Source organism: Micromonospora taraxaci, from assembly GCF_007830095.1.
Lineage (GTDB): Bacteria > Actinomycetota > Actinomycetes > Mycobacteriales > Micromonosporaceae > Micromonospora > Micromonospora taraxaci.
In genome coordinates this window covers 4992790-5017629 of record NZ_VIWZ01000001.1, presented here as the reverse complement: position 1 = coordinate 5017629, position 24840 = coordinate 4992790, and the positions used below count along the sequence as shown (strand labels likewise).

Sequence of the window (24840 nt, the reverse complement as noted above, 5' to 3'; positions counted from 1 at the left end):
GGGTGTCTGTCACCCTCGCCCTGGCGGCCAGCGAGCCGGAGGGGGAGGGCCCCTCGGCCGTCGCGGCGCCGCCGCCACCGCGGCTGCCCCGTTGGCCGCTGCTGATCATGTTCGGTCTGGTCCCGGTGTGGTGGTTGGCCGGCGCGTTCTACCTGGTCTGGCCGCTGTGCGGCGCAGTGCTGCTGGCGTTGCTGATCGTCCGGGGGCGGGTGCCGCTGCCTCCGGCCACCGGCGTCTGGCTGCTGTTTCTGGCCCTGGTGCTCCTGAGCGCCACCCAACTACCCTCGCCGATCTCGCTGCTCCCCTTCGGTCTGCGGCTGGGCTACTACGTCACCGCCCTCGTGGTCGGCGGGTACGTGTACGTGTATGCCAGGGAGCGAGCCGATCCGGCGGCGGCGCTCGTGCCGATCTGCGCGTTCTGGTTCGGCCTGGTGCTGCTGGGTTGGCTTGGTGTGCTGGCGCCGCGATTCGCGCTGACCACCCCGATGGAGATGGTGCTGCCTGCCGGCCTGGCCGACCACCCGTACACGCAGGATCTGGTCCACATCAGGGCCGCCGAGTACAGCGAACTGTCGCCCAACCCGATCTACCGTCCGACGGCGCCGTTTCCGTACACCAACAACTACGGCAGCGCGTACGCGATGACGTTGCCCTGCGTCGTGGCGTACACCATGTTGCGCCGCCGGGGTTTCCTCCGTTGGGCGCTGCTCGTGTCGCTGCCGCTGTCGCTTGCACCGGCCTTCCTCACCCTGAACCGGGTCATGTTCGTGAGTCTCGGCGTCGGCCTGGGCGTGCTCGGCGTGCGGGCCGCGCTGCGGGGAAACGTCCGGGTGGGCGCCTCCGTCGTCGGGGTCCTGGTCATCGGCGGGCTCACTGCTCTGTTGATCCCGGTCGGCGAGTTGATCAACAAGCGGGTCCAGTCGAGCGACACGAACAGCGACCGACTCTCCCTCTACGTCGAGGTCGTCCGCCGGATCGGGGCCGCACCGTGGCTCGGTTACGGCGCGCCCGTCACCGTGGACACGGTCACGGCGCAGGTGCCCGTCGGCACCCAGGGGCAGCTCTGGATGGTGATGTTCAGCCACGGCATACCGGCGTTGCTCTGCTTCCTCGCCTGGTTCGCGATCGTTGTGCTGAAGAGCGCGCGGGCCCGCTCGGCGCCCGGGCAGTGGCTGGCGGTGGTCCCGGTGATCTGCCTGGTGCAGATCCCGTTCTACGGCATGGCCGACCCCACCATCACGATCGCCTTCTTCGGGGTCGCCGTCGCGATGGCGCTCGCCGAGCGGGAAGCGGGCCCTCGGCACCCCGACCAGGCGCACCCCACTCGCCCGCGAAGGGCCGTCGCGGGATGACCGCCGGCACTCACTCGGCCGTCGACTCCGGCCCCGACGAGCCCTCGGTCGACGCTACGGCCGCAGCGCGGCGCGGCGTCCGTACGGGTCTCGCGGGTCTGGCCGGTGCCGCCGCCAACGGTCTCTTCGGCTTTCTGCTGGTGGTCGTCATCACCCGTGGCTACGGCACGGTCGGCTCGGGGGCGTTCTTCACCGCTGTCGGCATCGTCACGGTCACCGCCGCTGTCTGCACCCTGGGTGCGGAGACCGCCCTGATCTGGCTGCTGCCGCGCCGGCGTCTCGGCGGGCGGGGCGACGCCGCCCGGGTGCTCCCGGTGGCTCTCCTGCCGCCGCTCGTGGCCGCGGTCGTCGTCGGCCTGGTCGGGGTTGTCGCGGCAGGTGCGCTCGGTCCCCGCCTGTTGAACACGGGCGAGGGCGGTACGTCCCTGATCGCGGTCAGCTTCGCGGCGGTGCCGTTGGTGGTGGCGATGACACTCCTGCTCGCCGTGGTGCGCTGCGTCCGACCGATTCGGGCGTACGTCGGCGTGCAGTCCGTCCTGGTGCCGCTCGCCCGACCGGTGCTGGTCGGGCTGGCGGCCGTTGCCGGCGGTGGAGTGCTGGTCGGTCTGACCGGTTGGCTGCTCCCGGCCGTGTTCGCCGTTCTGGTCTGCCTGGCGTTGGTGGTGGGTCCGCTCGGCGTCCGCCGGGGTGCGGCGCTGCGACCGGAGCGGGCCGACTGGTCGGCGTTCTGGAGGTTCGCGCTGCCCCGCGCCGCGTCCGCCGCGATCGATGCCAGCGCCGTCTGGGTGGGCGTCCTGCTCACCTCGATGCTTGCCGGGCCGGCCGACGCTGGCGTCTTCGGCGCGGTCGGTCGCTACATCCTGGCCGGACAGTTGGCCATGCATGGGCTGCGGGTCGCGGTGTCGCCGCAGTTGTCCCGGCTGCTGGGGCGCAGCGAGCGGGCCGCCGCCGCGGCGGTGCACCGGCAACTGACCGTCTGGGTGCTGATGCTGTCGTGGCCGGTCTACCTGCTGCTTGCGGTGTTCGGGCTGGGGTTCCTCGAGATCTTCGGGCCCGAGTTCACCTCCGGCGCCGCCGCCGTGACCGTGCTCGCCCTGGCCATGCTGGTCAACACCGGTCTGGGAAACGTGCAGAGCCTGCTGCTGATGGGCGGTCGCAGCGGCCTGCACCTGACCACGACGGTGACCGGGCTGCTGGTCACCGTCTCCCTTGGGCTGTGGCTGATCCCGGGGCACGGCGTGACCGGCGCGGCCGTCGCCTGGGCGGCCGGTATCGCCATCGAGAACCTGACCGCGTTCGGCTGCGCTCGGGCGGTGCTGGGTCAGCCGCTGGTCGATGCGGCGCTGTTGCGCGCGGCGGCCGGGGTGGTGGTCGGCGTTTCAGCGGCGGCTCTGGCCGGCGTGATCGTGGGTGGCCGAGGGCTTCCTGGCCTGGTGGTGGCGTTGGGCGTGCTGGCGGCCGGCTGCGTCGGCTTGTCGACTATGCCCGACGTGCGACGGTTCATCCGGGTGACGATGAGGCAACTCCGTGGCGACATCGAGGCGGAATCGGCAGCAGCCGGTGCCACCTCCACGTCGCCGAAGGGCAGGTGAGCAGCGGTGTCGTCCATCCGCGACCGGGTGAAGCAGATCGTGCCGAGCCAGGTGACCAACCGGGTGAAGGACTCCCTGGTCGGCTACGGCGTCCGCACCAGCGGTCGACGGCCGTTGCCGGACTTCCTCATCATCGGCACCAAGCGGGGCGGCACCACCTCACTGTGGAACTACCTGATCCAGCACCCGCTGGTGCCCCGCCTCTTCCCCGCCTGGAACACCAAGGCCTCGCACTACTTCGAGCAGAACTGGCACCGGGGCGAGGCCTGGTACCGCTCGCACTTCCCGACGTCCCGGCAGCGGGCGACGCTGCAGCGCCGGCACGGTGGCCCGGTGCGGGTTGGTGAGGCCGCTCCGCTCTACATGTTCCACCCTCTCGCCGCGCAGCGGGTCGCCGCGCTGATGCCGACGGTGCGGCTGATCGTGCTGCTGCGCGACCCGGTGGAGCGGGCGTACTCGCACTGGAAGGAACGGCGGACGCACGGCGTCGAGCCGCTGGACTTCGCCGACGCGCTGGCCGCTGAGCAGGAGCGGACGGCGGGGGAGCGGGAGCGACTGATCGCCGAGCCGGAGTCCTTCAGCGAGCCCTTCGACTGGTACACCTACCGTGCGCGGGGGCGCTACCTGGAGCACCTGGAGCCGTGGCTGGGCCGGTTCGACCGCGAGCGGATCCTGGTCCTTCCCAGCGAGGACCTCTACCGCGACGCCCGCGGCACCTACCGCAGAACGGTGGAGTTCCTGGGGTTGCCCCCGCACGACCTGCCCGCCTTCAAGGTCTACAACGATCGCCGGTCGGTGCCGCTGGAGGCGCAGGTGCGGGCGGAGCTGACCGAGTACTACCGACCGCACAACGCGGCGCTACGGCAGCGGCTGGGGTTGGACCTCGACTGGTCGGAGCGGGCACCGTGACGGCCGGGGCCGCGGTCTCCGGCGATCCTCGTTTTCGTGGTGACGGACTGGGCTGGGTCACCCGGGCGGTGTTCGGTGACGAGCGCATCGCCCTCACCGTGAGTGGTCCACCACCGCCCGGGCACCGCGCCGCCGCCCGGTACGCGGTCGTCCCGTCGCTGGCTCGGGCACGGTTCCTGCTGCCGCTCGGCGCGCCGCGCGCCACGGCCGCGTCGCTGCTGGCGTACAACGCGTTGCGCCCGTGGAGAGTGCGGGTGGTGCGGGCCGTGCTGGGGGTGCTGGCCCGGGTCGGCGCGATGGACCTGGCCCCGTTTCCCCGACTCACCGTGTCGCTACCCGACGAGGTCGCGGCCGACGAGGTGCTGCTGGCCGGGCAGTTGGGCACCGCGCTCGGTGGGGCCGGGGTCTACGCGGCCTGCGGGGTGCGCCCGCCGGACCCGAACCACAAGCCGACTCTGCAACTGTTCGCGCCCGACGGCCGCGCCCTCGGGTACGCGAAGATCGGTTGGAACGGTGCCACCCGGGCACTGGTGACGGCCGAGGCGGCGGCCCTGCGCGACCTGACCACGGCGACCCGAACACCGGACCACCCGGCGGCACCCCGACTGCTCGTCGAGACGGCCGCCAGCGGGCAGCTGGTCGCGCTGGTCGAGCCGTTGCCGCCGGCCGTGCGGGGGGTGGTGGCCGACGCACCTCCGCGAATCGCCGCGTTGTTGGCGGTCGCCCGTCGCGGCAGTCCTCCGGAGCCACCGCGGCAACTGGCCGGGTCGCCGTTCCTGGTTCGGCTCACCGCTGAGGCGGAGCGCGCCGCTGCCAGCGCACCGGATGGCGCCCGGGCGGTCGCCGCCGTCGCCGCGTTGGCGCGTCGGCACGGCGGCACGGCCGTTGAGTTCGGGCACTGGCACGGCGACTGGGTGCCCTGGAACCTGGGCGTGCACGCCGGCCGCCTCGTGGCCTGGGACTGGGAGCACAGTGGGCCGGGCGTTCCGCTCGGCTTCGATCTGGCCCACGACGCGTTTCAGCGGGCCCTGGTACTCCGGGACGCGCCAGCCGCCGCGGCGGCCCTGGCCGTCGACGCCCATCTCGACCGGTACGGCGCGGAGCTGGGGCTCGGGCCGGCGGCCCGCAGGTTGGTGGCGGACGCCTACCTGCTGGAGATGTGGCTGCGCGCCTGGCGGCTCGCCGATGCCGGCGCGGGCTGGAATGCCGCGCTGCACCCCGCCCTGCTGGACGTCATCGAGAAACGAACCAGCGACTGATCCTTCGAGATTGGTAAATGTCCTATCCATCATCGATTTCGACGATGAGAAAGAAATTCCACGCCATGGTGATCATTGATGGGGCTGATCGTGTTCGACTGCCCGGTGCTCCCACCTGCGGATCCATATGTCCGTCGATCGCTCTGTTCACCGCCCGGGGACGTGTGATCTGCTGGTGCATGGCTGCCACCGAAAATCCAAGCGCACGTGTGGGGAGTCGCGTGGACACGACAATCGAGAATGCCAACGATCCTGGGGTCCTTCTCCTGGTGGGCTCCAGTGGCGGCCACCTGGCCCAATTGCTCGCCCTGCGTCCGTGGTACGAAAGCTGGCGGCGTTGCTGGATCACCTTCGACACACCCGAGGCGGTTTCGCAGCTCGTCGGCGAGGAGGTGGTCGCGGCGCACCATCCGACCACCCGCAACGTGCCGAACCTGCTGCGCAACACCGTCCTCGCCTGGCGGGTGCTGCGGTCGCGCCGGGTCGCCGCGGTGGTTACCACCGGAGCTGGAGTGGCCGTTCCGTTCGTGCTGCTGGCCCGGCTCTGGCGCGTACCCACCGTCTACATCGAGGTGTACGACCGCATCGACACCGCGACCGTGACCGCCCGACTCTGCCGACCGTTTCTCTCCGCGATGCTCGTGCAGTGGGATGAGCAGCGGCGGCAGTACCCGGAGGCCACCGTCGTGGGGACCCTGTTGTGAGCGCCGAGAACACCGGCAACGTCCCCGCGCACCGGGTCACCGCGGGTCGACCCCGACCGGCACCGAGCGCCGGGTTGTCCCGACCGCGACGCTCCGGCGATCTCGCCCGGGCCCGGGTGCTGGTCGCCGTCGGCACCGACACGCACCCCTTCGACCGCCTGATCCGCTGGCTGGAGGACTGGCACCGCGGCGTGGACGAGGACGTCGGGCTGACCGTCCAGCACGGACACACCCGGGCACCCGCGGTCCCCGGGGCGGTGACCTTCCTCGGCCACCGTGAACTCCAGGCCGCGATGGCCGAGGCCGACCTGGTGGTCTGCCACGCCGGGCCCGCCACCATTCTGGAGGCACGCAGGCAGGGGCACCTGCCGATCGTCACCCCCCGGGACCCGGCCCGGGGCGAGCACGTCGACGACCACCAGCTGCTCTTCGCCCGTCGCCTGGGCGCAGCCGGCATGGTGGCGCTGGCCGAGACCCGGGAGGCGGTGGTCGGGGCGCTCACCGCGGGGCTCGCCGACCCCTTCCGGTTCACCGTCGCGGCGGATCCGGACGCGGCCACGACACGCCGGGCGGCGGTCGAGCAGGTCGGGCGAATCGTGGAGGACTTGGTGGTCGCGTCGGTCAGCCAGCGGCAGCGCGCGAGATGGTGGTCGTGGTTGCTACCGGACCGGCACGGGGAGCGGCGATGACCGGACACCCGCGGGTGAGCGCGGTCGTGCCCACCCGGGACCGTCCGGAGCTGGTCCGGGCCGCGGTGCGCGCCATCCTCGACCAGGACTACCCGGGCCCCGTCGAGGTGGTGGTGGTCCACGACCAGTCGGCACCGGATCAGTCGCTGACGCAGCTGTCTCGCCTGGACCGTCAGGTCCGGGTGATCCCCAACGAGCGGACCCCGGGCCTGGCCGGCGCGCGCAACTCCGGGGCCCTCGCCGCCGTCGGGGAGTTCGTCGCGTTCTGCGACGACGACGACGAGTGGTTGCCCGGCAAGCTACGGGCCCAGGTCGACGCGCTCGCCGCTGCCCCCGACGCGCAGTTGGTCAGCTGCGGCATCCGGGTCAGCTACGACGGGAACACCGTCGACCGGGTGCTGGCCCGCGACTCGGTCACCCTCGCTGATCTGCTGCGGGACCGGATGACGGAGCTGCACCCGTCGACGTTCCTGATGCGCGCCGCCGCGCTGCGCGCCGGGTTCGGACTGGTCGACGAAGAGATACCTGGTGGCTACGCGGAGGACTACGAGTTTCTGCTCCGCGCGGCACGCAACGCGCCGCTGGTCAACCTGTGCACGCCGTACGTGCTGGTGCGCTGGCACAGGCGTTCCTACTTCGCGCAGCGCTGGGACACCATCTCGGAGGCGTTGCAGTGGCTCTTGGAGCGCTACCCCGAGTTCGGGACCCAACCGGCCGGCGCGGCGCGGGTCTCGGGACAGATCGCCTTCGCCCACGCCGCTTCCGGCGACCGGCGGGTGGCGATGCGCTGGGCTCGGCACGCCCTGCGGCGCAACCCGCGCGAGCCGCGCGCGTACCTCGCGCTCGCGGTGGCCGGGAGGATGCTCCGCGCCGACACGGTGCTGCGCACGCTGCACCGGCGGGGCCGGGGCCTCTGACCGAGGCAATTCCTGCGACATCGACGCTTCAGCAGACCGGAGGACAGGCACCCATGGGACTCCACGCGCTCAGGTTCCGTCTCGTCGACTCACCGACCTCACTGGGCGCGAAACGGCGGGCGCTGCGCGCGGCCTGGCTGTCGGACACTTTCCCGAGCCTGGCGGACATGACCGTCCTCGACCTGGGTGGTCGGGTGGAGAGTTGGGCACACGTCGCCGTCCGACCGGCACACGTGCACGTGGTCAACCTGGAGCCGCTGCCGACGGATCTGCCCGACTGGGCCGAGGCTGACCAGGCCGATGCCTGCGAGCTGCCCAAGAGCATCCTCAGCCGCGACTACGACCTCGTCTTCAGCAACAGCGTCCTGGAGCACGTCGGTGGCCACGAGCGTCGTCGCCGGATGGCGGAGGCGATCCGTGGGTTGGGGCGTGCGTACTGGGTGCAGACGCCGTACCGCTACTTCCCGGTCGAGCCACACTGGGTGGCGCCGGGAATGCAGTTCCTGCCGGTGTCGGCACGGGTGGTGATGGCGCGCAGGTGGCCGCTCGCCTATTCTCCGGGCAAGTCCTACGCGGCGGCCATTCGGCAGGTCCTGACGACCGAGTTGATCGGTCGCACCGAACTCCGGTACCTGTTTCCGGACGCCGTCATCCGCAACGAGCGTCTGCTGGGCCTGACCAAGTCGATCATCGCGATCCGACGCCAGTGAGCGACGATCGTCGGGTCGTCGGCATCGCGGTGAAGAGGTGTGCAATCGGCATGGTGCGGGTTTCCGGGTCGCTGTCGAACGCGTCGCCGGCCGTTATGCCGTCGCCTCTGCCGAACCGTCCTCGGTGGCCGGTGCCCGGCCCATTGTCGGCAATGTGACTCTAGATCGAATCAACGGACATCACGCTGACGGAGTGGGCCCTGGTCGAGCGTCTGCCGCACGTCGTCTTTCGACGAGAATCGGGTTGTGGCCGATTGTGCAATCCAATCTCACTGGTTGGACCGTTGTGCGTCCAGAGGTGGTCGGCGGCCATGGATGCGACGATCCTGACCAGCACCGGGAGCGCCGTCATTCCAGTTTGTGCACGTGCCGACGGAGCCGCCGCTGTTATCCGAAAGGGATGCCACGGGCGTGTGCGACAGGGCCGTACGGGAAATGCGAGACGGTTATCCACCTGATGTTCGGCCTACTGCGCCGGCTCGGTCCGCCGGCGGAGGTGGCGCCGTCGACGGTGGTGGCACCTCGCTGGGGTCCTGCGGCGGCCGGGGCTCGTTGATCTGCGGCCAGCCGGCCGACCAGACCCGGCGTTGCCGCCAAACAGAGATCCAGTCGACGCCACGGGACCGCTCCGAGGTGAGCAGTGCCGTGCCGACGGCCCGCAGGCCGACACCGGCGGCCAGTAGGCCGATGCCGAGTCGAGCCCGTGGCGGTGACCAGTGGCGGCGAACGTAGGTGGCCTTGCCCCGAAGGATCTTCACCCGCTGCCCCTCAGAACTCGACGAGGCACCACCGACATGGATCACGGCGACGTCCGGGTTGAGGATCGGCCGAGCGCCGAGGGCGGCGGCCCGAGCCGCCAGGTCGATGTCGTCGCTGTACAGGAAGAACTGCGGATCGAAGCCGCCAAGCTGGCAGAACAGGTCACGCTCGATGAGCATGAGGCAGCCGGAGACCGCCGGTACCTCGCACACCGACTGCCGGTCGTACCGGGGCAGGCCCTCCGGATTGGCCCACTGGTAGCGGGAGAAGGCGGTCGACAGGCCGGTGGCGAAGGTGAAGTGGCTCCACAGGCTCGGTAGCCCCCAGCAGGAATACCCGTCGTCCGTGCCGTCGGCGTGCAACGTCCGCCCGGTGTAGACGCGGTGCTCGGGCTGGCGCCGGGCGAACGTGAGCAGGTCGGTAACCGGGTGGCCGACCGGAACGGTGTCCGGGTTGAGCAGCAGAAGATACTCCCCGTCGCTGGCGACTGCGCCCCGGTTGACGCCACGGCCCCAGCCCACGTTCTCGGTCAGTCGGATCAGCCGCACCTCGGGGAAGCGTTCGGCGATTGCGTCGGCGGAGTCGTCGAGCGAGGCGTTGTCGACCACTGTGATGTCGAACCGGACGTCCGGGGTGCGGCTGTCGATGAGCTCCCGCAGGCAGCGCAGGGTCAGGTCGCGCGTGTTGTACGAGACGACGACGACCGAGACGTCGGGCCGACTCAATGCTGCCCCCCGGTCTGGACCGGCCCGTCCGGCGCGGCCGCGGCCCGATCCGCGAGGGCCTCCGGCCGCAGGCGCAGCCGCTGACGGGCGCTCACCGCCATCAGCTCCAGCGCGAACGGAAGATCGTGTACGAGGTACCGCCGCATCAGCCGTGCGGGCTCGCTGGCCAGCCGATGCGCCCACTCCAGCCCGGACAGCTGCATCCACTGCGGAGCCCGTCGCTGCACGCCCGCCACGAAGCCGATGGCCGCCCCGCAGCCCAGGAACCAGGCGCGGGGCAACAGGGGGCGGAGCCGGGCGATCACGCGTTCCTGCTTGGGGAAGCCGAGCCCGACAAAGACCAGGTCCGGCTGGGCCGCGGCCACGGTGGCGCAGGCCGCATCGAGCTGGTCCGGGTGGGCGTCGAAGCCGAACGGCGGGCTGAGGTGGCCAGCGATCCGCAACCGCGGGATCCGGGACCTCATGACCTGTCCTGCGCGGCTCGGGGTGCTCGGTGCGCCGCCCATCAGATAGACCGAGCGGTCGTGCTCGGCCAGTGCGGCCGACAGGCTCCAGATCAGGTCCGAGCCTGGAACTCGGGCCGGCAGTGGACGTCCGGCAATGTGACTGGCCCAGACCAGCGGTTTGCCGTCGGCAACGACCAGGCTCGCTGATTCGACGTGCGCCCGTGATTCCCGATCTCGACGAGTAAGTCGAAGGATGTCCACATTGGGGGTTACGATCTGTCCGCCCCGTCCTGCGGCAAGTTCGGTGACGACATGCTGAATCACGTCTTTCTCTTGTAGCGGGTCGAAGTCGACCCCGTAGACGTTGACCCGGCTTCCGACACGAGAACCGTGCACATAGGAGGGCATGGGACAGCAATCTACCGAGGCTGCGCGCAGAGGCAAGGCATCAAACGGGCAGCATCTGCGGGCTTCCGCGTGAGAAGGCACTCGGCCATTCGACCGGTTGTTGGTTTGCCTCCCGACTGGCAGCATCGATGCGTGCAAATCAGTGTCATCATGCCCGCGTTCAATGAAGCGGCCGGGATCCGTGGTGTCCTTCGGCGCCTGCTCGAATCTCCTGAATTCGGCGCCGATATGGAGGTTATCGTCGCCGCAAACGGATGTACCGACGACACTGCCGCAGTCGCTCGTTCTTTTGGTGTACACGTTTTGGAAATCTCCACACCGTCCAAAGCTGCCGCGATGAACGCCGCTGACCAGGCATCGAACGGCGACGTTCGAATTTATGTGGACGCTGATGTGCCCGTCACGGCCGAAGTGTTGCGCCAGCTCGCCGCCGCCGTGAGCCAGCCCGGGGTCGTCGCGGCGGTGCCCCGGCCACTGATCGACTGCTCGGGAAGCGCCTGGCCCGTCCGCGCCTACTACGCGATGAACGCCAGGCTCCCGGTGTTTCGCAACCGCCTCTTCGGGCGCGGGATCATCGCGCTCTCCGCCGAGGCGAGATCCCGCTTCGACCGGATTCCCGAGATCACGGCCGACGACATGTTCCTCGACGCGGTGGTCGGCGCGGACGAGAAGGTGGAGATCGACGCGGTGATACGCGTACGCGCGCCGCAGCGCACGGGCGATCTCATCCGCCGGGTGGCCCGTGCGCGGGAGGGCAACGCCGAGTTCTGGCGTTTCGTCCGGTCCGCCCCGCCGGAGTACGGCCTCCCGCTCGACCCGGTGCCCGGCCCGAGCTCCTGGTCCTGGCTCCGGCACGTGCTGCTCCGGTCGCCCCGGTTACTGCCGGCGGCGGCCTGCTATGTCGTGATCATCCTGCTGGCCGAGGCGCAGCGGCGCTCTCCAGGGTGGAGTGTGCGCTCCGGCTGGGGGCGGGGGGAGCGCCCCCAGCTCGGGCGGTAGTCCTCGGCGGCTGAATACCGCTTTTGCCGGATCAACGACCGTCGGGGCATTCCGGGCGATTGGGGTGCCTATTCTCAAGTAACCATTAAGTCTCACGAAGGGCCGTACCCGACTGGTTGCTGCTCCTCGTTAGCCCGGGCAGCGGTGGCTGACCGGAACAGCGGTAGCTGTCCGCGTCAGACAATCGCACTGGGGAGGCGTATCCATCTCGATCAAACGGGATGGCGGGCGATAAGAGCTCCAACCCGAAAGGTGCCAGTCTCGTGGAAAGCCAGCATCCTCCCGTTCCTCCGGCCCCCCGCCCGCCCGCCTCGCCGCCGGGGCGCCACCCACGTCGCGGGCGCTTGACCTTCACCATCGCCGCGGCCCTGGCCGTCCTGGCCTCGGCAACGGTCATCGCCGCCGACGCCGCGACCAGCCGATCCGCAACCTTCTCCTTCTTCGCCGGGACCGACGTCTCCGGCGTACCGACCGATCCCGACACCCAGCCCGTCGAGCTCGGCCTGCGCTTCACCTCGAGCAGCAACGGGACGCTGACGGCCGTCCGGATCCTCAAGGCGAACGGTTCCGGAAGCTCCCACCCGGTCAACGTCTGGTCCGCGAGGGGCCAGAAGCTCGCCACCGCGACCTCGACCGCCGAGTCGCCCTCGGGCTGGCAGGAGGTGAAGCTCCCGACGCCGGTGCGGATCGACGCCGGCCAGGTGTACGTCGTCTCGTACCACACCACTCGGTACCGGGCGACGCAGAACTTCTTCAACCGGACGGTGACCTCCGGCCCACTGAGCACCTCGGGCGTCGCGGGTGTCTACGCGTACGGCACCGGTGGCTTCCCCACGTCGACCTACCAGGCCAGCAACTACTGGGTCGATGTCGTCTTCGCTCCCGCCGTGGGTGGATCGGCCTCGCCGAGCGTCTCCCCCCGCCCGAGCACCTCGCCGACCCCGACCCCGTCGGCGACGCGCACCCCGACGCCCGGTCCGACACCGACCACCACGGCCAGTCCGCTGGCCCTGCCCCGGGTTGCGTGGGAGGGTGGCCCCGCCTATTACGGGACGTTCCCGGTCGCCCGGGCAGCGGGCTGGACCAACCCGGCCTTCTTCCCGATCGGGGTGTGGCAGGAGAGCGTGATCGAGGCACGGGACACCACTCTGGACAAGAGCGCGGGCATCAACACCTACGTGGCGCCGACCGACAACAGCAACCTGCGGCTCATCGAGAGCGCTGGAATGAGCGTGATCGGGGGCAACAGCCAGCAGCTCGGGCCGTCGACGGTCGCCTGGTCACTGTCCGACGAGGTTGACATGTGGGGCGGGCCGGGCAGCTCCGCCTGGACCGGCAACCACCCCGGCCAGGGAGCGGTCTGCCAACCTGCCAACAGCCGCTGTGGATACACGATCCAGGAGGCGATGCTCAGGCGGTTCCCCGCCGACGGGCGGCTGCGGTACGCCAACTACGGCAAGGGCGTCATGTTCTGGGAGACCGACGCCGAGGCGGGTCGCTTCGTCAACAGCTACACCAGCATGGTCTCCAACGACATCTACTGGTACACCGATCCCGGCGTCTGCAACTCCCCGTCCGAGGGGCCCGGCATTGGTGTCCGGCCGGAGAACTGCCGACGCGCCGCGAACTACGGCCGGACCATGGACCGGATGCGCCACCTCGACGGGGCCGACGGCAAGCGTCAGCCGATCTTCGCCTTCGTGGAGGTGGGGCACCCGTTCACCGAGAACGACGCACCGACCATCACCGGTGACCAGATCGCCGGTGCGGTGATGAACTCGCTGATCCACGAGGCGCGGGGCATCCAGTACTTCAACCACAACTTCGGTGGGGCCTGCCTCTCCCAGCACGTGCTGCGCGATCGGTGTGGCGCTGCGATCCGGCCGGTGGTGACCGAGTTGAACCGGCGGGTGACGTCCCTGGCGCCCGTGCTGAACACGCAGTCGTACGAGTGGCGGTTCAACCCGAACCTCGACACGATGCTCAAGGCGTACGGGAACTCGTACTACGTCTTCGCCATGCCGGGCCGGACCGGCGGCACCGGCACCCAGAAGCTGACGCTCCCGCCCGGAATGAAGGGGGCACGGGCAGAGGTGCTGTTCGAGAACCGAACGGTGCCGATCAGCGGCGGCGCGTTGCAGGATGCGTTCGCCCGTGAGTCCGCGTACCACATCTACAAGATCACACCGTGACGTCCTGACGTTACCCACCCGGATTCCGGCCCCACCCCTGGTGGGGCCGGAATCCCCGCGGCCGGGGGTGTCCCTACGGGTTTCGTCAAGCGGGGACGGGTGCCTGATCTGTCGGCCGTGGTTGGTAGGGGATCTTGTCGCGGAGCATGGCCTGTAGGGGCGTCGCGGCGGCGGCGGGCGAGGTCAGGGACGGTGCCCGACCTCCTTGAAGAACGCCAGGATGCTGGCGCACTCCCGTTCGGCCGAATATTCAGCCCGCACGTAGCGCGCTGCCTCCAGGCCCCGCGACCAGCACCAGCCGGGCTGCTCGGCCTCCCGGGTCAGGCATTCCTGCAGCGCGCGGCTCAGCCCGAGCAGGTCGCCGGTGGGCACCGGGTGGCTGAACGCGGGATCGAAGAACTCCCGGCCGCCGAATCCGTGGAAACCGACGACGTAGTTTCCGGACGCCATCGCCTCGACCGCAGGCAGCCCGAAACCCTCCTGGTAGCAGGTGCTCAGGAAGATCGTCGAGGCGCGTAGCCGGCGGGCGACCTCCTCCTGCGAGGCGCCGTCCACCGCGTCGATGGTCCACCCGGTCAGCGCGTTCCGTGCCCGCAGCAGGTGCAGGACGTTCTCGATGTCCGCCCGCCCGCGCCGCGGCAGGTAACTGATCACCCGTCCGTTGGGGCGGTCGGGCGGGTTGAACAGCGCGGTGTCGACGCTCAACCGGACCCGGTGGATGGGCCTGCGGAACGCGTACTCGAGAAGGTCCTGGCTGTGCTCCGAGACCACCATGACGCCGAGCAGACCGGGGCTGTCCAGGTAGTGCCGCGTGACCAACTCCGCGTCCACGTTCCAGGTGAGGTGCCCACTCTGGTTGAAGACGACGTGCCGCACCCTCGCCGGCAACCGCGGCAGCAGCCGGGCGTCGATCTCGGGAACCACGAGGAGATCGTCGGGTCCGAGTGGGCTCGACCGCACGTCGGTGACCCGGGTTCGATTCGGGAACCAACTGCACCGGAAGCCGCGCCGCTCGTGCAGCACCGCGGCGGCGACCCCGGCCTCGTTGAGCACATCGACATGTCGATAGAGGGTGCGGATGCCGCCGGAGGGCTTGTCGTAGTCGCGGGCCAGGTAGTAGATGGTCGGTGCCGCGGCCGACGTCTCCCGTAACCGGATCTTGGGCGGACCGTGCTGCCGGTACTGCTGATAGGCCCGGTACGCCCGCCGTGCCTGCTCCTCAAGGCCCATCGTCCGCCGCCGTCAGATGCTCAGGATGCCGAGCTTGCGGGCGAGTCGCAGGGAGCGGTCGAAGACGGTCAGACCAATCGCGAACATGATCACACTGAACCCGGTCAGGATCGCCAGCGAGAGTAGCGGGGACAACCCCTCGGCCGGCGGATCACCCATGAGCAGCTGCCGCTCGGCGGCGATGACGTAGGAGTGCGGCACGAGGTAGCTGACCCAGCGGATCCACTCCGGCAGCACGCTGATGGGGAAGAGGGTGCCGCCAAGCACGCCTGCGGCCAGGCTGTAGAGCATGATGACCGGCTCGCCGCGCTTGAACAGGATGATGAAACTGGCGGCGAGGGTGCCGATGGCGTTGCAGGCGGCTATCCCGACCAGGAACACCAGCAGCGCGAGGGGGATGGACCGCCATTCGATCTGGGCGCCCAACAGGCTGCCGAACGCGATCATGAAAGCCGCCATCACGGTGCCGGTGACACTGCGCCAGATGTTCATCGCGATCGGGATCAGCGCCCACGGCACGGGCTCCACCAGGTAGGTCTCGAGTGTGCCGCGTTCCTGCGCGAACTGGAGCCGGTTGGTCAGTGCGGTCAGCGCGTCCTGGAAGCCCGCGGTGACGCTCGCGCCGATGAGCATGAAGGCGAACGCGTCGGTGGCGTTCAGGAACGTGCCCTGGAAGAAGTAGAGCAGCACGGGGAAGACCACCGCGGCGTAGCGCAGGATGGTTGTCGCCGGGAACATCCGCTCTTCCACCAGGTCGATGCGGACGTAGGCCGCACAGGTGTCGAGCGACTTGCGCCAAAGGCCACGACGGCCGATCGGGGCGGTGTAGGCCAGGCTCATGTCGCTCCGCCTTCTGCGGTCTGGTCGTGCCGGTAGGCGCGAGCGATGAGGTCCCGCAGCGGCATCGGGATCTCGCGGACGTGTCGGACCTGCCGGGTGCCGGCACCAAGCGCGGCCAGCACGTCGCCCGCTCCATCGCGGGCCTTGAGCCAGCACCGGACGGTGGGCCCGTCGACGGTGAGCTCCAGGCCCAGCGATGTCAGGCCCGCGGCCGCCTGGTCGGCCGCGTCGGTGGAGGCGAAGACCAGTTCGAGTTGTGGTCGTTCCCACTGTTCCCGCAGGCTGTCGAGGTCGCCGAAGTACTTGACCCGGCCCTTGTCGAGTAGCAGCGCCTGCGAACGTAGCGCCTCGATCTCTTCGAGGCGGTGCGACGAGATCAGCACCGCGAGTCGCTCACGCTGGACGAGATCGGTGATCAGATCGAGGAGCCCGTGCGCGGCGATCGGATCCACCGCGCCGGTCGGCTCGTCGAGGATGAGCACCCGAGGGCCGGACAGCAGCGCCCGTGCCAGCCTCAGCCGGGCCTTCATGCCGGCCGACAGGCCGGCGACGACCGTGTCGATCCGCGACTCCAGATCCACCGTCGCCAGGACCTCGGGAATCCGGGTCGCCATCAGCCGCGGTGACATGCCCTGCAACCGGCCGTGCATGTGCAGGTTCTCCCGGGCGGTGGCCCGCATGAGCAGGCTCCGGTCGTCCGCGGGCATCCAGCCGACGACCTGGCGGATCTGCTCCGAGTCTCGCTCGACATCGAGCCCGAGGAGGGTGCCCGTGCCGCTGGTCGCCGTGGTCAGACCGACGATTATCCGGAACAGGGTGGTCTTACCGGCGCCGTTCGGGCCGACGATCGCGCAGATCTCGCCGGCGCGAACGGTCAGGTCGATGCCGTCGAGCGCGATGACGTCCGACGCGATGTGCGTCCGCGCCAGGACCCGCATCCACCGCGGCGTCGGCTCGTACACCTTGCTCAGGCCGGACAGGACGAGGACCTCCTCGGCCTCGGCGGGTGAGTGCGCGCCGGGGCGTTGTGCCCGACCGAGGCCGTCCTCCGGGGTAGGTGTTTCCGATCGCCCGGCCGACGGGAGATCGGCCACGCCGACGTCAACCGTTCGCTCCGAAATCGCCGACATGCCGTCAACCGCCCCTTCGCCCTCGTGGTTCTGCTTGTCCGCCGCGCCGGTCAGACTCGGATGCCCCGCCAACGCCACCAGCCCCACCGCACCCGGCGATCCACCCGGTCCGCCAGCCGCCGCAGCCAGGGTGGGCGCTCAGGCCGTCGTCCGCGGCGTACGTTGCGTTCGTAGCGCCGCCAGAGCCGCGACCCCCGCGCCTCGGCGTCGATGCTCTCCGCCAGGGCCGCCAACCGCTCGGGCAACTCGTCGCCGCTGTCATTGAACTCGTAGGCACGGCACGCGAGGGACAATGCCGTCTGGGCGAGCGCCGTGCGGGCCGCGGTGTGCAGGTGACGCACCGGCTCGACCCGGTCGCCCTCCTCGGCGAAGAGGATCTCGAAGACGGTGTGTCGCTCGGTGATGTCTCGGATCATGCCGCCGTACTCCTGGACGTGCATGTTGGCCCCGTGTACGCGGTAGAAAGCCTGGTCGACCCCGTTGACCCGGCCGACGTGGGCGCGGGCGGCGGCGCGTAGCCAGAGCAGGAAATCCGCGGCGTGCGGCACCCGCGAGTCGTATCCCTTGAGGTCGTGCATGACACTCGCCCGCATCACCACCTCGGGCGTCGACACCGGGTTGGTGGCCCGCCCGCAGTTCTCCCTCAGCCACTGCTCGCCGGTCCAGATCGTCCACGAGGTCGCCCGGGTCCGCGGGGTGGGCGTGCGGTCGTTGAACGCCGCGGAGAACCCGTAGACGAACCCGACCTCCGGATGCGCCTCCAACAACGCTGTGGCCCGCGCCAACGAACCGGGCGTCAACAGGTCGTCCGCGGAGAGCAGGACCAGATAGTCGCCGGTCGCCTTCGCCAGGCCCTCGTTGTACGTGGCGAGATGACCCTGGTTGACCACGTGCTCGATCACCTGGACCCGCGGATCCACGGCGATCGTGCGGGCCACCTCGACGCTGCCGTCGGGTGAGGCGTCGTCGACGATCAGGACATCGACGTCCACGCCCTCCTGCGTCAGAATGCTCTGCACGCAGGCCGGGAGATAACGGCCGTAGTTGTAACAGGGAACCACGACGGAAACGGTCGGTCGCCGCCGCAACGGGCGTGGCCGTTCCCGCGTCACCACGCGGTGACGCTCACGTCGGCGAGGCTCACCAGGACTCCCTCAATCGCCTGTCTACAGAGATCCGCGCAAGCAGGGCCGCGCCGCTCCTCAAGGTGCCGTACGTCTGCGCTGACGCACAACCTCCGACTGCGTGGAGCTGCTGTCCGGTAATTGACTGCGTCACGTGTGCGGGCGGAATACGACGTCCACCCAGAAGTTGTGCGAAGCGGCAGAATCGGGGAAGCCGCCGCCGTAGCGGAAGCCCGCTCCACCTGCCGGTATGTGCAGTGGTCCCCGATCAATCCCCTGGCCCGAGAAGGCGTTCAGATTGACCGCGTACTGCCCGACCGAGGTCCAGTAGGAGACGACATACGTGGTCCCCGCCGAAATGTTGACGGGTTGTGAAAATGTGGCGACCTGCCAGCCGGATCCGGTCTCGTTCGTGAACGACGCCGTCGCCAACAGGTCTCCGCCGGAGGTCCACAGCGTGCCGGTGTGCAGCCCGTTGTTGTCCGGCCCCTTGAAGAATCGCACCCCCGTCACCGAACCGCCGACGTCCGCGGTGAACCGCGCGCCGACCTCGATCGAGTTTGGGTCGCTCCAGCTCGGATGCTGCGGTGTGTCGGTGTCGCTGAACAGGCTGACCGGCGGACCCAGCGGTGGAGTCGGGCTGGGGCTGGACGTCGGCGTTGGTGTCGGTGTCGGGTCCGGGCCGGGCGCCGAGTCCGGCACGAAGAGCGGGTCGACCCAGTAGTTGCTGGACTGGTACGAGCTCTGCGGGAACGCGTGCCTGCCGTAGTTGTAGACGCCGTTGGCCGTGGTCGGCGGCGCACTGAGCGGTCCGTTGGTCCAGAGCGTCGAGAAGAAGTTCGACGTCGACGCGTAGTGGCCGTTGGGTGCGAAGTAAGACGCGACGTACGTGGTACCGGCGGCGACCGTGATCGGGCTGTCGAACCGCACGCTCTGCCAGCCCGAGCCCGACTCACCGGAGAACGTGGCACGGGCCAGCAGCGTGCCGGAGGCCGTCCAGAGGCTGCCGGTGTGCGTACCGCTGTTGCCCGGGCCCTGGTAGAAGCGCACCCCGACGACCCGTCCGTTTGTCGACGGGACGAACTTCACGCCCAGCTCCACGGCGCTGGGGTCGCTGTCCGCCGCCGACTGCGGCGTCGCGTTCGGCGGGAACATCGTGTAGATGGCGGCGTACGCGTCGGTGGTGAACGACCAGACGGTGGGCTGGTCACCCGGGTTGCCCTGGTTGTCGACCACCGTCACGGTGGCGGTGTAGAGGGTCGCGGTGGCCAGGGCGGTCGACGGGGTGAAGGTCACCGTCTTGGTCGCGTCGTCGTATCCGACCGTGCCGGCGACCGGCACGCCCGCCTGGTTGCGGAGGGCGAACTGGATGGACGTCGGGTTCAACGGCTTCGAGAAGATCACGGACGGACGTACCGTGATCGGCACTGTGGTGGCGTTCGCCGACGGTGCGGTTGTCACCGGGCTCGGCGCCCCGGCCGCGCTGTCGATGAACGTCACGTCCACCCAGTAGTTGACGTCCTTGTACGTCAACGTCGGGAAGCCACTGCCGTAGGCGAAGACGCCGTTGCCCCGGGACGGAATGGAGCGGGGAGCGATCAGCGGAGCGGAGTTCACGTCCCGGCCGCTGAACGCCAGTGGGTCGGCGGCGTAACCGCCGTTGGGCGCGGTGTAGGACGCGACGTACTCCGTGCCGTGGGTGATGGGCACAGGGCTGGCGAAGGCCAGCGTCTGCCAGCCGGCGCTGGTCTCCCCGACGAACGTTCCGGTGGCCAGCCGGGTACCGGTGCTCGTCCAGAGGCTTCCGGTGTGCGTGCCCGTGTTGGCTGCGCCCTTGTAGAAGCGGACGCCGGTGACGTAGCCGTCGTTCTGCGAGGTGAATCGCACGCCCAGTTCGACCGGAGAACTGTCGTTGACCGCCGGATTATCCGGCACCCGGGAGCCGAAGAGGGTGCTGGGACCGGCCAGTTTCAGAGTGATCGTGGACGGCGTCGCCGGCATGTTGACGCTGTCGTCGATCGCCCGGACCCGGAGCACCTGGGTGCCGGCGCCGCTGGCGTGGAAACTGTACGACCAGGACGTGGTGCCCTCGGCGGCGTGCCAGGTGGCGCCGCCGTCGGTCGACACCTCGACGCCCGCCACCCGGCCACCACCGGCGTCGGCGGCGCTGCCCTGCACGGTCACCAGGGAACCGTTGGTGACCGTCGATCCGTTCGCCAGTGAGGTGATGGTGACCGTGGGAGCCACGGTGTCGGTGGACTCCGACACCGGCTCGAGGTCCGGCATCAGCGTCGCCGGCTGAACCCCCATGTCAGCGAAGAGGTTGACGGTGGCCTGCTGCATGCGGCTGTCGGCCGGCGAGGTGGTGCCGTCGTGGACCGGGTCCAGACCCCACGCCCACTGGACGGTCCCGGCGCCGAACACCAGAGCTCCGCTGGCGGCGCGGTACATCGTGAGGTGGTGCGTAGTGGCACCCGGGGTGACCGTGTTGCCGAAGTCGCGCAGGTATTCCGGTGTTGATCCGGTCGTGGTGGAGAGCCGGATGAGGCCGGCTGGCCGGAATCCGTTGTCCACGTCCTCGTCGGACTCGTAGCCGACCGTGTGCGGAGCGAGCGTCGCTGTCTGGCCCGACCCGATACTGTCGAGGCCGGTCTTCCGCCACAGCCGGAACTTGCCCTGGTATTCGGGCACTTGTAGCGCGAGGTCGGTGTTGTTGCTCATGTAGGCGGTGCCGGTCAGCGCGTTCTCCGGCTGTCCCGCGCCGTTGCCGGGCTGGATGAACCGCGGGTCTCGCCAGGTGCCGGTCCACTCGTTGGTCGGGTCAATGTCGGCGTTGGCCCAGGTTTCCTTGTAGCAGACCAGCGTGCGGTGCGGGGTGTTGGTGCCGTCCACGCTGGGCGCGAGCCGGGTCCGCCAGTAGACCTCGTTGCCGCTGAAGAAGGCCAGGTTGACGCCGGCATCGCGGGCCGCCTCGACGTTGGCGCGCTCCGGGCCGGACCAGTACTCGTCGTGTCCGACGGAGAGGAACACGTCGTGGTTCTTGATGAGGTCGCCACGTCGGTCGGTGTCGATGTCGGTGGTGTAGCTCACGTCGTACCCGTTGCGCTCCAGGAAGCGGATCATGGGGTACTCGTTGCTGAACAGGAAGTCACGGCCATTGCTGCTGCCCCGGGTGGAGAACGGCCGGTTGTAGCTGACCTCGAATGCCCGGCCGTTCTGCAGCGCCTCGTAGAAGCTCCCGCCGCCGTAGGTGTTGTAGGCGTGCCAGGTGGCATCGGAGGTCTTGAAGAAGAGGCTTGAGGTGCTGCTGTCGTTGCGCACCACGAAGGTGATGTGGCTCGCGCTGCCGGTGTCGACGTCGGTGCGCTTCAACCGGGCGACGTACACGCCGGAGACGGCGTCCGGCGGGACCTGCCACGACGCGGACACCCGCCAGTTCCCACAGTCGAACATCTGGGTCTCGTGGTTGGTGATGCACTCGTCGGGTTGGTGCTGCGGCAGTGTCGCCGACGGCGTCACCGGTGTGATCCGCCGGGCGCCGGCGCCGCCGTACCAACCGAGGCGGTAGATGTCGATGGTGTACGCGCTCGACACGGTGTCGATCTTGAAGTCGATCCGCTGGCCACGGTTCACGCTGATGTCGGTGGCAAAACCCTGGATCGTCCAGTCACCGAAACCGTCGATGTCCCACTCCGAGGCCGGTTGCCCTGCCTGAGCGTTCTCGCAGACCACGGGATTCGGACTGCAACTGGCGGCGGCCGGGGTCGGGTCGGCGATCGTCGCGGCGATCGTTCCGGCGAGGACCACGCTGACGGCGACCAGAGCCGCCAAGCCGGGCCGCATCCGGCGGTGCACACCGCCTGTGGTGGCCCAACCGCCGGCCGGTGGTGGGGTGCCCGGCAGTGCCGTCCGGAGCAGTGGCTGGGTCTTCATCGCCATCGGGCACCAACCTCTCGTGACGAGACGGCACGGCGCCTGCCGGGCGGCTCAATACTGAAAAATAGAGAACCTCTCATCTCCTGCCAACGGCCGTCCACACTGGCTGTAACACCGGCCGGACGCCAATTGCCAACCGATCAGGCACGCTTGGTCGGATGGCAGACAGCTGAGGCGGATGAGCAGGTGGGCCTGCTCTCACGCCACCTGTCGTGCCGGCCTGGTTCAATCCACCGGACAAGCGGGCACGACAGGTGGGGGACCATGGGAAGCTGGGGCAGTGGCAACTTCGACAACGACACCGCCGCGGATCATCTGGGGGTCTTGACTGACCGCCTCGTCGCCGAAGTCGCCGAGGCGATGTCCGGCGACCCCGTCAGGATCGAGCCCGATGAGTACTGGGGCGTGGCCGTGCCCTGCAACCTCGAGCTGCTCCACCTCATTGCGCAACAGGACTATGTCGGGGCCAACCTGCCCGACTCGGACACCATCACCGGCTGGAAAACCACGTTCCTGGCCGTTTGGGATGGGGCCATCGACGACCTGAAGCCCACACCCGGCCACAAGGAACAGCGGCGTGCCCACCTCGTCCGAACCTTCGACCAGCTCGCCGAAATGGCCAAGTCCGAACAGGCGTAACGCTCCGAAACCCGCCCCAGGGCCTGTTTCACAAGGGCGAGCTGGGCGAAACAGGCCCTAGTCCCGGGTGGGCCGCTGGCTCGCCGGACCCTGCTGCTCCGCGCCCCGCACGCGAGGTAGGACGATGGTGAGATCGGAGGCGTTGGCCCGTGGCGGTACGACGGGTGCCTTCGTCGGCTCGGCCGCGTCACGGGCAGCTTCCGGACCGTCGAACGGCACCACCTGCTTCGTGCGGCGCGGGCCGATCGCCTCGGCGACCGAGATCATGCCGAAGAGCAGCACCAGGCAGGCGGCCGACACCGCGATCATCGACCGGATGGTCCCGGTGACCTTGCGCGTCGGATCCGTCGGCGGGTTGATCGGCAGTGCCTGGAAGAGATACTTGTCGTCCGCGCCGTCGACCTTCTGCATGTCGTACAGCTCTTTTTCCATGCTCGCGGCCACCAGATCGAGCGTCTTCGCGGCCGACTCGGGGGAGCTGCCCGTGCCCACGATGTTGATGACCAGGCCCGAGCCGATCGCGTTGGTCGAGCTGATCGTGTAGTCCTCGTCGGCCCCCTGGCTGGTCAACCCCTGGCGGACCAGGCCACCCGACACTCGCTGGGCCAGCACGTCGACCACCACGGACGGGTTGGGCAGTCGCAGGTACGGGTTGTTGGCGTTGACCTTGAGCAGCGTCGGGTCCCGTTCGATCGCGGCGTCGCTGGGCTGGGGTGGCGGGGCGATCAGCACGTACTGCGCCTGTGACTCATAGACCGGCGGTATCCCGAAGGCGACGAAGGCGTTCCCGGCGATCAGCACTGCCAACACTGCCAGCACGATCAGCTTGTGGCGTCGCACGGTCGTGAACAGGGCCAGGAGATCCATCAGGGCTCAATTCTTGCGGCAGGAGACGGGCGGGTGGCCTGCGGCGGTGCCGGCTCTGCTGGCCGCAGGGCCGCCGCCGTCACCGACACGGGGAAGATCTGGGTGTGCGCGGGCCACCGCTGGACGGCCAGCCAGCAGGTGGCGCAGAGCCCGAGGACTACGGCGTGGACCGAGGCGAACTGCGCGAACGAGAACGCGTCGAAGGTGTACGCCCCGACCGTCGCGGCGAGGCAGGCACCGGCCAGCGCGCCGCACAGCGAGCGCAACTCGGGACTGGTCGTCTGGGCCCGCGCCTGCAGCGCCGTGATGGCGGGGACCAGGAAATACAGCACGAGCGCGGTCAGGCCCAGGACGCCCATTTCGATGGAGGTCTTCAGGTACTGGTTGTCCAGAATCCGGGTGGCGTCCTCCGGGAGGAACGTGCCACCGCCCCGACCCAGCCACGGGGCCTGCTGCACCAGCGCGACCACCCGGGGGTAGTTGTCCAGCCGGTTGGTGATCGAGGCATCCTCTGACCCGGCAGTGATGGAGCCGATGATCGTCCGCAGGTAGCCCGGTGTGGTGGCGAAGATGGCGACAACGGCGGCCGGCGCGAAGGCGAACAGCCAGACCCGTTGCTTGGCGGGCAGACAGATGATGAACGTCGCCATCGCGACACCGACAGCCAGGATCGCCGACCGGGAGACGGACATCGGTATGCACATGCCGATCAGCCCCACCGGCAGCCACCGCCGCACGGTCGAGCGTTCCCGGTCGTGAATGCCGAGCCAGATCGCCACCGGCAGGAGCATGCCGGCGACCACGCCCAGTTCGATCGGATGAATCGTCGTCCCGGTGACCCGGACGAGGGCGTCACGGCCCTGGAACGAGCCGTACGCGTCGCCGGTCTCGAAGCCCGGCAGCGCCAGGCGTAGCAGCGGCTTGAGGTCCCACAGGAACCAGAACTGCAAAGTGGCCACGGCACCAGAGAACGCGCCACCCCACACCACGGTCCGAATGACTCGCAGCAGGTCGGCTGGGCTGCGCAGGTGCTCGGCGGTCACCAGGATCACCCCGGACATGCCGACGAGCAGCAGCATCCAACGGTCGGCGCTGAGCCGCTGGGTCTCGTCCGGCGTGAACAGCGGCATGGCGGCGTAGGAGAGCAGCGCACAGATCCACAGCAGCGCCAACGCCCCGCGAACGGGATAGCGGGTGTGCACCGGATCGTGCAGTCCCAGCAGCGCCGTCACCGCCCAGGCCAGGAAGAGGACAAGGGAGACGAGGCTGGCCAGGTAACCCTGCGCGCCGACGATCCGGATCACCGTGTCCGACGGAAAGATGAAGGCGCTGAGGATGAAGAGTTGCAGCATGAAAGCGGCCTGGCGGGATCCCTGCGGTCGCACCACCCGGAGGGTCTCGGCGGGTCTCTCT

The 24840-nt window shown here is 69.5% G+C and carries 20 protein-coding genes; 11 read left to right on the top strand and 9 right to left on the bottom strand.

Features of this window, described 5'->3' with window-relative positions:
• Positions 1–2: 2 nt before the first annotated feature.
• The 8 genes from FHU34_RS22655 to FHU34_RS22620 all read left to right on the top strand — a co-directional run bounded on the left by FHU34_RS22655 (position 3) and on the right by FHU34_RS22620 (position 8132).
• Entirely contained in the window at positions 3–1352 is a 1350-nt protein-coding gene (locus FHU34_RS22655; protein ID WP_145783793.1) for an O-antigen ligase family protein, read from the top strand.
• Positions 1349–2944, top strand: a complete 1596-nt coding sequence (locus tag FHU34_RS22650) for a lipopolysaccharide biosynthesis protein (protein WP_145783791.1) — start codon at positions 1349–1351, stop codon at positions 2942–2944. Before FHU34_RS22655 ends, FHU34_RS22650 begins: the two co-directional genes overlap by 4 nt.
• Before the next feature lie 6 nt (positions 2945–2950).
• Entirely contained in the window at positions 2951–3853 is a 903-nt protein-coding gene (locus FHU34_RS22645; RefSeq protein ID WP_145783789.1) for a sulfotransferase domain-containing protein, read from the top strand.
• Positions 3850–5112 carry a hypothetical protein gene (locus FHU34_RS22640; protein WP_145783787.1) on the top strand — a complete coding sequence of 421 codons (1263 nt, stop codon included), beginning with the start codon at positions 3850–3852 and terminating at the stop codon, positions 5110–5112. The genes FHU34_RS22645 and FHU34_RS22640 overlap by 4 nt, the downstream gene beginning before the upstream one ends.
• 221 nt (positions 5113–5333) lie before the next feature.
• Positions 5334–5816: a UDP-N-acetylglucosamine transferase subunit ALG14 gene (locus FHU34_RS22635; protein ID WP_244311798.1), complete on the top strand. Its 483-nt coding sequence runs from the start codon at positions 5334–5336 to the stop codon at positions 5814–5816.
• A gap of 74 nt (positions 5817–5890) precedes the next feature.
• Positions 5891–6505 carry a glycosyltransferase gene (locus FHU34_RS22630; protein ID WP_145785751.1) on the top strand — a complete coding sequence of 205 codons (615 nt, stop codon included), beginning with the start codon at positions 5891–5893 and terminating at the stop codon, positions 6503–6505.
• Positions 6460–7422, top strand: a complete 963-nt coding sequence (locus FHU34_RS22625) for a glycosyltransferase family 2 protein (RefSeq protein WP_425280547.1) — start codon at positions 6460–6462, stop codon at positions 7420–7422. Before FHU34_RS22630 ends, FHU34_RS22625 begins: the two co-directional genes overlap by 46 nt.
• Before the next feature lie 53 nt (positions 7423–7475).
• A complete protein-coding gene (locus FHU34_RS22620) occupies positions 7476–8132 on the top strand; it encodes a class I SAM-dependent methyltransferase (RefSeq protein ID WP_145783783.1) in 657 nt (218 codons plus the stop codon).
• A gap of 446 nt (positions 8133–8578) precedes the next feature.
• On the opposite strand, the gene FHU34_RS22615 is transcribed toward FHU34_RS22620, so the two are convergent.
• The gene (locus FHU34_RS22615; protein WP_167524883.1) at positions 8579–9616 is read right to left on the bottom strand and encodes a glycosyltransferase family 2 protein; all 1038 of its coding nucleotides are present in this window, start codon (positions 9614–9616) and stop codon (positions 8579–8581) included.
• Positions 9613–10470 carry a WecB/TagA/CpsF family glycosyltransferase gene (locus tag FHU34_RS22610; protein ID WP_145783779.1) on the bottom strand — a complete coding sequence of 286 codons (858 nt, stop codon included), beginning with the start codon at positions 10468–10470 and terminating at the stop codon, positions 9613–9615. The genes FHU34_RS22615 and FHU34_RS22610 overlap by 4 nt, the downstream gene beginning before the upstream one ends.
• Positions 10471–10602: 132 nt before the next feature.
• Here FHU34_RS22610 and FHU34_RS22605 point away from each other — a divergent pair, with 132 nt between their 5' ends.
• On the top strand, positions 10603–11469 hold the full coding sequence (locus tag FHU34_RS22605) for a glycosyltransferase family 2 protein (protein WP_145783777.1): 867 nt from the start codon (positions 10603–10605) through the stop codon (positions 11467–11469).
• 344 nt (positions 11470–11813) lie between these two features.
• A complete protein-coding gene (locus FHU34_RS22600) occupies positions 11814–13661 on the top strand; it encodes a DUF4082 domain-containing protein (protein WP_167524882.1) in 1848 nt (615 codons plus the stop codon).
• A gap of 183 nt (positions 13662–13844) precedes the next feature.
• Here FHU34_RS22600 and FHU34_RS22595 read toward each other — a convergent pair whose 3' ends face one another.
• From FHU34_RS22595 to FHU34_RS22575, 5 genes are all read right to left on the bottom strand, one after another.
• On the bottom strand, positions 13845–14891 hold the full coding sequence (locus FHU34_RS22595; RefSeq protein WP_145783773.1) for a glycosyltransferase: 1047 nt from the start codon (positions 14889–14891) through the stop codon (positions 13845–13847).
• Positions 14892–14903: 12 nt separating this feature from the next.
• Entirely contained in the window at positions 14904–15731 is an 828-nt protein-coding gene (locus tag FHU34_RS22590) for an ABC transporter permease (protein ID WP_145783771.1), read from the bottom strand.
• The gene (locus tag FHU34_RS22585) at positions 15728–16825 is read right to left on the bottom strand and encodes an ABC transporter ATP-binding protein (RefSeq protein WP_167524881.1); all 1098 of its coding nucleotides are present in this window, start codon (positions 16823–16825) and stop codon (positions 15728–15730) included. The genes FHU34_RS22590 and FHU34_RS22585 overlap by 4 nt, the downstream gene beginning before the upstream one ends.
• An 86-nt stretch (positions 16826–16911) precedes the next feature.
• Complete coding sequence (locus FHU34_RS22580; RefSeq protein ID WP_280116517.1) at positions 16912–17973, bottom strand: glycosyltransferase family 2 protein; 1062 nt, start codon at positions 17971–17973, stop codon at positions 16912–16914.
• A 162-nt stretch (positions 17974–18135) separates the two neighbouring features.
• Positions 18136–21924, bottom strand: coding sequence for a DUF4082 domain-containing protein (locus FHU34_RS22575; protein ID WP_145783764.1), 3789 nt, complete (start codon positions 21922–21924; stop codon positions 18136–18138).
• A gap of 261 nt (positions 21925–22185) precedes the next feature.
• On the opposite strand from FHU34_RS22575, the gene FHU34_RS22570 reads away from it, so the two are divergent.
• A complete protein-coding gene (locus FHU34_RS22570) occupies positions 22186–22560 on the top strand; it encodes a DUF4259 domain-containing protein (RefSeq protein ID WP_145783762.1) in 375 nt (124 codons plus the stop codon).
• Between the two features lie 57 nt (positions 22561–22617).
• Here the strand turns inward: FHU34_RS22570 and FHU34_RS22565 are convergent, their stop codons facing one another.
• The gene (locus tag FHU34_RS22565) at positions 22618–23427 is read right to left on the bottom strand and encodes a Wzz/FepE/Etk N-terminal domain-containing protein (protein ID WP_145783760.1); all 810 of its coding nucleotides are present in this window, start codon (positions 23425–23427) and stop codon (positions 22618–22620) included.
• Positions 23427–24812 carry an O-antigen ligase family protein gene (locus FHU34_RS22560; protein WP_167524879.1) on the bottom strand — a complete coding sequence of 462 codons (1386 nt, stop codon included), beginning with the start codon at positions 24810–24812 and terminating at the stop codon, positions 23427–23429. The genes FHU34_RS22565 and FHU34_RS22560 overlap by 1 nt, the downstream gene beginning before the upstream one ends.
• Positions 24813–24840: the final 28 nt, after the last annotated feature.